7 protein-coding genes and 1 pseudogene are annotated in these 8093 nt (G+C 41.5%); 2 read left to right on the plus strand and 6 right to left on the minus strand.

What is annotated here, in order from left to right; translation table 11 throughout:
• Positions 1-373: 373 nt before the first annotated feature.
• From chrA to FTT87_RS15235, 5 genes are all read right to left on the minus strand, one after another.
• Complete coding sequence (gene chrA, locus FTT87_RS15220) at positions 374-1603, minus strand: chromate efflux transporter (protein ID WP_180082553.1); 1230 nt, start codon at positions 1601-1603, stop codon at positions 374-376.
• A 402-nt stretch (positions 1604-2005) separates the two neighbouring features.
• Positions 2006-2968, minus strand: a complete 963-nt coding sequence (locus FTT87_RS15225) for a TauD/TfdA family dioxygenase (protein WP_180082552.1) — start codon at positions 2966-2968, stop codon at positions 2006-2008.
• Positions 2969-3156: 188 nt separating this feature from the next.
• Positions 3157-3291 (minus strand): hypothetical protein, encoded by a 135-nt coding sequence (locus FTT87_RS16125; RefSeq protein ID WP_257221752.1) that lies wholly within the window; start codon positions 3289-3291, stop codon positions 3157-3159.
• A complete protein-coding gene (locus tag FTT87_RS15230; protein ID WP_180042288.1) occupies positions 3284-4498 on the minus strand; it encodes an MFS transporter in 1215 nt (404 codons plus the stop codon). Before FTT87_RS15230 ends, FTT87_RS16125 begins: the two co-directional genes overlap by 8 nt.
• 154 nt (positions 4499-4652) lie before the next feature.
• Complete coding sequence (locus tag FTT87_RS15235) at positions 4653-5735, minus strand: OmpW family protein (protein WP_180082551.1); 1083 nt, start codon at positions 5733-5735, stop codon at positions 4653-4655.
• A 432-nt stretch (positions 5736-6167) separates the two neighbouring features.
• Between FTT87_RS15235 and FTT87_RS15240 the strand changes: the two genes are divergently transcribed.
• On the plus strand, positions 6168-6347 hold the full coding sequence (locus FTT87_RS15240) for a hypothetical protein (RefSeq protein ID WP_086199367.1): 180 nt from the start codon (positions 6168-6170) through the stop codon (positions 6345-6347).
• A 77-nt stretch (positions 6348-6424) separates the two neighbouring features.
• Here FTT87_RS15240 and FTT87_RS15245 read toward each other — a convergent pair whose 3' ends face one another.
• Positions 6425-7882: a sensor domain-containing diguanylate cyclase gene (locus tag FTT87_RS15245; protein WP_180082550.1), complete on the minus strand. Its 1458-nt coding sequence runs from the start codon at positions 7880-7882 to the stop codon at positions 6425-6427.
• 127 nt (positions 7883-8009) lie between these two features.
• Here FTT87_RS15245 and FTT87_RS15250 point away from each other — a divergent pair.
• Positions 8010-8093, plus strand: a pseudogene (locus FTT87_RS15250) (IS5/IS1182 family transposase); the annotation flags it as partial.

Consider the following 8093-nt stretch of genomic DNA (forward strand, 5'->3'; position numbering starts at 1 on the left):
CTGGACAAAATGACTCCAGATGAGTTTTACTATGACCAGCTACCACAACAAAATAAGGTAGCTTAACTAGAGCAGAGTATCACTTATAAATAAGCTTTTAGTTGTTCAAACATGTGGGACCACCTCTGCTGCACAGGTGGTACAGGTCAAAGAACAGGTCATACACATTTGGACACAATCTGAAAAGCTGACAGTATTCATTCTGTTTTCCTGATTAATAATTTAAATTGATATCTGAATAAGCTAATTAGAAATAGACTAAGAAAATAGAGAGATTGAGTGATTAAAAGTAAACAGTGTCCACTTTAAGTAAGCGAATGCTGCATGATAAAAAATCTGGGTAAATAGAGAGTGGATCACTGGATTCTATAGGCTATGAGAAAAAGGCATAATGCTCCAATAACCATAATAATCCGTAATAACTGAAGAAACTGCTGATTAAGCTCAGCCAGACTGGAATTTTGCTCCTAAGCAATGCAATGACAGTAATAATAAAAAGCACATCTAAGCCAGACAGTACATATTTTTGCCCCATCTGCACCACCAGGCATAATAACAGGCCCACCACAGCGGCATTCACGCCAGCCAGAGCCTGAAATAAACCTGAAAATTGCATCAAGCGTGACCAGTAAGGTAAAGCGCCAAAGATCAGCAGAAAAGAAGGCAGGAAAATGACCACGGTTGCAAAGGCGGCATTCAGTACTGGCGATGAACTTAAAGGTAATAAAGCACCGAGATAGCTGGCGAAACTGAATAATGGGCCTGGCATCAGCTGGGCAATGGCATAGCCCAGGTCAAAATGTTGCTGGGAGACCAAGCCCGATGCCACAAAGTCCTGCTGTAAAAATGGCAAAATAATATGCCCCCCACCAAAGACTAAAGAAGCCGTGCGGTATAAATCGGTAAAACTGTCTAGCCAAATACTGGGAAAGAAATATTGTAGCGCTGGAACCTGTACAAAAGGCAAGGTAAATAAAATCAGCCAGAGATAAGCGAAAGGTTTTTTAGCTGTGATTGAGATGCCCGTAACGGGTTTAGGGGTATTTTTTTGCGGAAAATAATGCAGATAAATCAGTCCTGCCAAAGCACCAAAAAGAATCACCAAAACCTGATTGATACTGATGGGAACTAGATAGACAAATAAGCCCGACATTAGCATTAATACATACTGCCATTGCTCTTTACAAAAGCTACGTAACATTTGCCAGAATGCCCATGCCACCACGCTAAATACAATGAGTTGAATCACATGGAAAAATTCGACAGAAAAATAACCAGAAAATTGAATACCCAGCATTGCCGCAAGGGTCATGAGCAGTGCCGAAGGTAAAGTAAAGCCCAGCCATGCCAGTAGCGCACCCCGATAACCTTTTAGCTGATAACCAATTGCAAGACCCAGCTGGCTACTGCTAGGTCCAGGTAAAATTTGTGCCAAGGCCAGCAGATGGGCATATTGATGCTCATCCAGATAACCAAGCTGTTGCACAAAACGCCGATAAAAAAACACCAGATGGGCTGCTGGACCGCCAAATGCCGTACAGCCTAATCTGAGGAATATTTTAAACAAGCTGAAATTTGACAGCGTGGGAACAGGGGATGACATGATGAAACGATCCAAAAATATTTGAGTTTTAGCCCGGGCAAGATTAACAGGTCGGATTGACCTTGTTGTATGGTTTTCCTGCAATACATATTGCAAATATGAAAAAGCCCATCCCAAGTAATTACTTTTGATGGGCTTTTATTTTTTAATTTAACTCGTAAATATTTAAACAAGATGACCATCATTGAAAATGATCCCTGATGTGATGTATCGCACGCTAGTTACTGATAAGCAGAGGGAGCCTATCCTAAGGTAAGGGGGTTAATAAAAAATTGCAGCATCATGACGCATTTTTTATTTTATTTACGGTTTTGCATCTTCGTAAATGTAGATGAGGTCATGATGCTGCGGAGTAATTTTTCAGCTATTGTTTATTGTTATTATTTCAGATGGATGAATCCCTTAATAAGGCCGACCGCCTGCCAGACTGATGCGTTTTAGCAAACGGCGCTGCTCACTGGGAAAAGGTTTGCGTGAATGCAGGGTAACCTGATTATCCCAAAATACGATATCGCCCTGTTGCCATTGATGTTCATAGCGAAATTCAGGTTTTAACAGATATTCGCGCAATGAAGCAATCAATTCACTGCCAGCCTGATCATCATAATTGACCAGTTCCACCTCGGAATGGGTATTTAACCAGAGCGCTTTACGACCACTCTCAGGATGGGTACGCACCAGTGGATGAGGATAGGCATGACCAATAATCGGCTGATCTTTAAAGCGATATAGAGGACTGCTGCCATAACCATTATTGTCATTGTCTTTCAGGTGTTGTCGACGAACAAAGGGGTTATAGGTAATCAGTTGTAATTGATCGATATGCTGTTTGGTTGCTTCATCTAAAGCATCATAAGCCTGGATGGTATTAAACCAGGATGTTTGCCCGCCGTCTTTTGGTAATTCAATGGCATAAAGCAATGAACCAAAAGACGGTTGTGGCGTCCATTGGTGATCGGCATGGGGCGAAAGTTCACCATAGCCGGTGTAGTCACCCTGTCCCACAGCATTGGAAACGGGCACGACATCGGGTGGTGTACCGGTTTCGGTTTGGGTGGCAAGTACCGGATTATCTGCACTCGGGCGGAAAATGGAACCAAAATAGCTGGCAAAGGCCAAATACTGTAAATCATCCAGACGCTGGTTTTTGAAAATTAAAATGAGATGTTCGGCCAGTGCCTGCTTCAGGCGGTAAATGGTTTCACCCGCTTGGGCTTTACGTGCATCCAGACCAAAAACCACAGCCCCTAAAGCTTCACCCTCTAAGGGCACAATAGAAATATCTTGCGGGTTTTGAAATTGTTCTGGCTGATGCCAGCGCGGTGCATCATGTATTGCCTGAGAAAGTTGGGTGAGTGCCGTCATTGTTTTGCTCTGATGTTTTTTACGTTGAAGTAAAATCTAAGCAATCCAGAACAAAAGATAAAATCAAAATATTTTCTAAGCTTATGAAATCCCAGTGAAAAATATTTAAATCTATGATTGTTAAACTTTTAATATAAACAGCAAAAGAAAGCGGTTTTTTTGCTGTTTTCACTGCTGATATTTCAGCATTAATGCGCGCAAAAGGCCTGATTGAAATACTCAAACAGTTGTGGTGTTTTGACCCAAAGCATAATCGCAATTCCCAACAACAGGCCAATTGCTGCGGTAACCAAAATTTTGAGTCCAAGCATAGAATCAGTCATGAACCACATGCTCCTCATTGACAAAGAAATGAACCAGAACCCCAAATACACTTAACAGAATAGAAAACATCCAGATCATATTGTAATCGCCGGTCATGTCATGATTGACACCCCCCAGCCAGCCACCAAAGAACGAGCCGACCTGATGGGTAAAGAACACGATGCCACTGAGCATGGACAGATATTTTATCCCAAACATATTCGCCACAATGCCGTTAGTCAGGGGAACCGTAGATAACCACAATAAGCCCATAATGATGCCAAAGCTGTAAATTGTCCAGATACTCAAAGGCAGCAATAAAAAGCCAATAATGGCAATACCACGCAGGCCATATAAACCCATCAGCAAGTGAGGTTTGGAGTATTTTCCACCCAGCCAGCCTGCGGTATACGTACCGACAATATTAAATAAACCGACCAGAGCCAGAAATACTGTGCCTGTGGTGGCATCAAAACCATGATCAATCAGGTAACCAGGTAAATGAATACCAATAAACACCACCTGAAAACCGCAGACAAAAAAGCCTAAAGACAGAAACCAGAACGGTTTGTGATTTTTGGCAATCCTCAGAATTTCTTTGACACTTAATGCCGGTGTTGGGATGGCAGCCGAAACATTCGGAGGCGTATAAGCAGGCGCTTTTAAAGTCCACGCCAATGGAATAATGAAAGCAATTAAAATGGCGCTGACCATCAATGCTGCTGACCAGCCGACACTTTGTAAAAGCAGCAGGGTCGATGGCAGCATGATAAATTGACCAAAAGAGCCTGCTGCACTGGCAATACCCATCGCCAGACTGCGTTTTTCAGGATGTGCGGCACGCCCCACAGCAGAAAGCAATATGGGAAAAGAGGTCGCAGAAAGGGCAAGACCCAGAATTAAACCGACACTTAAATTCAGCAGCAAGCCGCTGGAGCTGACTGCCATCAGTAACAGGCCAAGGGTATAAAGTGCACCACCAATAGCAACTACAATTTTACTGCCATATTTATCGGCAAAAACTCCGGTAATGGGTTGTACTGCACCCCAAATCAGGTTTTGCATGGCAATGGCAAGACTAAAGACATTATGTCCCCAGCCAAACTCATGGCTCATAGGAACAAGATATAAACCAAATGCATGACGGACACCCAAGGATAAAGCCAGAATAACGGCACTTCCAATTAACATGTAAATCAGAGGTTTGGAAAAACGGGTGTCTGACATATTTCATCCATGCGGAGTTGTGTTGTGGCTATGTTATTCGATTATAAAGGACGAGGCGATTAAATTAAATTTCAACAAAAGATAAAATTAAGTTATAGAAAGTTTTATAAAGATTAAAAAGACGACATAAAGCCGTCTTTGGATTATTAAAAACTTAGAAACGCATACCGATCCCCGCATAAGCAAGTATCGGGTTGACTTCAATATCTGCTTTGGAGGTAATTAATCTACCTAATTGTTGATCATCTACCGTAATCGTGGTTTCATTTTTCAGATGTGCATAAGATACCGATCCTACAGCAAACCAGCGCTCATTAAAATCATAGGTAAAACCGACAGTTGCAATTGGAGCAATCGTATCGGTCGCTTCGAGCTCGACTTGAGGATTGGCTTTGCTTGGTTTTCCTTCCAGTGACGCTCCTGCATTGCCTTGTTTGATGTTGGCAATCATATGACCAGCTGCAATCAAGTCCTGTTCTGTACGCGGATTGATTTCCAGTTCATTGAAATAAGCATACATCAAACCTAAACCAACATAAGGGCGGAATTTATTGACTCCGGTTTTACCAAAGTGATACTGGAACTCAAAGGCCGGTGTCCAGGCACGAGCCGAGGCAGCAGGTCCATGAGCTTCTAAATCGGTAATAAAGATATTGTTTTGCAAATCAATATTGAGGAATTCTAAGGGCAAGTTACCAATTTGCGGTGTTGCTACAGCCGAGAAGGGTGCATAAATCTTTCCTTTACCCTGTAAGTCAACTTTGGGCGGAATACCGGCTTTGATTTCAAAGGAAAGGTTATCTGTAAAGAAGTAATTGGTCATGATCCCCAGTGTGGTGACATCATCGGCCTCTAGGCCTGTACCTGGGTTATCCCATTGTTCCAGCCCATAAATTTGTGAGCTGCCACTGAGTTCGCTTCCAAGCTGACCTCCGGTAAAAAAGCCCAAACCTCTTAAAACGGTGGCAAGTGCAGTCTGATTGACCTCCGGATCTAGGTTGTTTAATACAGTATCGACCTGAATATCGCCATTCTTGGAAACTTCACCATTTTTAACAGCCGTATTCACCTGAAAGGGCTGGGCTTTACCCTGCGGCATGACATGTAGGGCACCGACAGAAACAGAAAAGCGTTTAAAGCCATCGCCATCTTTTAAACTAAAATAAGAGGAATCTGCATAGCTTACAGCGGGTAGGGCAGCAAGAGATGACATCATACAAAATAACGTTTTTTTCATTCAGGGACTCCATGTCCATTTTGCGATTATTCATTTTTTTTGTTCACATTTCTTATTCTATATTTAGAGAAAAATCATTTTGTTACTCAAAAATATTAATCGGGTAGTATTCATGTAAAAATTTAACTGTTTTGTTTCAGGGACATGAAGAAAAATAATTTTATGTAAGCTGCTGTTTTTGCTAATGGATAAAGTTTTTGTAGGTTAATAACAGGCAGGAATTGAGATGATATTTATATATTTTTAATGCATTAATAGCGTTGATATAGGGGCTGATGTGGTCAATGCTGATGACGATGCAGTTAAAAACAGATCATCGCTGGCATAACTAAAGCAATTGACTCAAGTGATTGCACCATGAGCTAAAATCCTATCTCGCACTGAGAAGCATTTTTCCGTACAATATGCTGCAGAAATCCTTGAGTGAATCATATGAGCACCCAAAATACGCCCAAGAAAAAACCCTTGGTTAATTTACCTTTCCCGATGAAAAAGGCAGATGAGAATTCTTCCGATGAAGTCTTGGAAGATTTACGCCCTAAACCGCAGCGCTATGCTGATCGTACCTGGATGCCACCACGTGGTACACGCCGCTCCATGGGCAAGCGTTAAGTTCTTCATATAAAAAATAAAAAAGCTATGGTCTGACCATGGCTTTTTTATTGCAGTTAAACCGGTGTTTTGGATATTTAATTCGAGTCAGAAAGTTGGTTTCGTCTATCATGGTTCTGATAGTAATTCTTTTTCTGGTGATACATCTCCAGGTCAGCACGCTTCAGCATATCTTCAATCCGTTCATGCGGCAAATTTGTCGCATGACCTATAGACAGGCTGATCGGCTGATTGGCATAAAATTGATTGTCCACCGACAAAAGTTCCTGCAGACTTTGCAGGCAGTTTTGTAAGGCTGCCTCATCTGCACCCGGTAAAAGGACTACAAACTCATCTCCGCCAATACGTGAGGCAGAATAGGGCGTATGCTGAATTAGCTGGTTCAGGATGTTACCTATACGCCGTAAGACACCGTCACCTGCGTCATGTCCCTCGCTATCATTCAGTATTTTCAGTCCATTTAAATCTATAAAAATACACGAAATTGGATGTAATAAATTGCGTTCAAGCCGGTTCAGTTCTGCCACATAAAAAGAACGGTTGTACAGTTGGGTGAGTACATCGTGTTTGCCTAAATATTCAAGATAATGTTCAGCTTTTTTGCGCGCCGTAATATCAGTCAGGGCAACCTGTACAATGCTCCAGTCATCCAGATAATCCGGAAATACGGTAAATTGCAGCAGTACATGGCGAATGCTGCCATCAATTGCGTAATTGACTACTTCACGTTGATGATGCAGATGACCGTTCCACAGTTCAATCAATTGTTCCCGGAATGTTCGAACCATTTCCTCAGCAAAAACTTTATGAAGATTTTTTAATAAAATCTCTTTACTGGCTGCACCAAACAAATCGAGGGTGGCTTGATTGACATCAATGACTTTAATTTCCTTGATGCATTCAATGACAAACTCACTATGCACATCCAGAAAGGTGGCAAAATCTTCAATGCCTAATTTACGCAATTGATCCAGTTTAATTTTAATACGGCTGAAATCTTCTATCCAAAGAGAGGTTGGAGAATAAGTAAAGCGTGCCTCTGCCAGATGGCGACTTCGTTCTTCCTTACGGCAGGCTTCAGTGTAAGAAGTGATGTCTTCGGTGGTAATTAATACCAGAGATAAATCCCGTTCATGTTGCGGCAGTACAATGCCTTTGAGCTGGATATCCAGGCGCTTTCCAGTCAAGGTATAGTTTACTGCAGAATTGGAAAAACGAGTTTCACCATTCCACAACGCAACCAGTTCGTGGATATGGGTTTTTGCCATATCTTCTTTAAAGACTAATTGCAGGTTTTGCGATAGATGTTCAAAGTCATTGGCCTGATAAAGTTCAAGGGTTTTAGAATTGACCTTTAATAATTTAATTTTTTTTGCGCATGCAAGAATACGCGATTCATCTTCTTGCAGGAAACTGAACAGATCTTGCACGCCCTGACTACGCCAAAGATCAAATTGTTTTTTGATTTCACTATAGTCTTCCAGCCACATGGCAACGGGAGAGAGTTCAAAAAAAGGAGAGTTCAGCATGTCCATTTAAGGCGCTCATTATTTTTTAGAATTTAAGTATCAAGTATATGATGTAAAAAATGATTTTAAAATAATATGATAAGTAAAATAATAGACCTCTTGCGAAAGTCAAAACCACCTCAATCTAAGTTTCATGAGATATCAGAACTTAAACCGTTTTTCAGATTCTGAATTTAAACGCTTGGTTGGCGTACCTCGACCAGTTTTTACCGAAATG

The sequence above is a fragment of the Acinetobacter sp. YH01022 genome (assembly GCF_013420235.1).
In the GTDB taxonomy this organism is placed as follows: Bacteria; Pseudomonadota; Gammaproteobacteria; order Pseudomonadales; family Moraxellaceae; genus Acinetobacter.

Bases quoted from the DNA above. Each gene is read 5' to 3' on its own strand.
- FTT87_RS15230 (WP_180042288.1), bottom strand. From the start codon at position 4,498: ATGTCAGACACCCGTTTTTCCAAACCTCTGATTTACATGTTAATTGGA.
- FTT87_RS15240 (WP_086199367.1), top strand. From the start codon at position 6,168: ATGAGCACCCAAAATACGCCCAAGAAAAAACCCTTGGTTAATTTACCT.
- chrA (WP_180082553.1), bottom strand. From the start codon at position 1,603: ATGTCATCCCCTGTTCCCACGCTGTCAAATTTCAGCTTGTTTAAAATA.
- FTT87_RS15225 (WP_180082552.1), bottom strand. From the start codon at position 2,968: ATGACGGCACTCACCCAACTTTCTCAGGCAATACATGATGCACCGCGC.
- FTT87_RS15235 (WP_180082551.1), bottom strand. From the start codon at position 5,735: ATGAAAAAAACGTTATTTTGTATGATGTCATCTCTTGCTGCCCTACCC.
- FTT87_RS16125 (WP_257221752.1), bottom strand. From the start codon at position 3,291: ATGACTGATTCTATGCTTGGACTCAAAATTTTGGTTACCGCAGCAATT.
- FTT87_RS15245 (WP_180082550.1), bottom strand. From the start codon at position 7,882: ATGGACATGCTGAACTCTCCTTTTTTTGAACTCTCTCCCGTTGCCATG.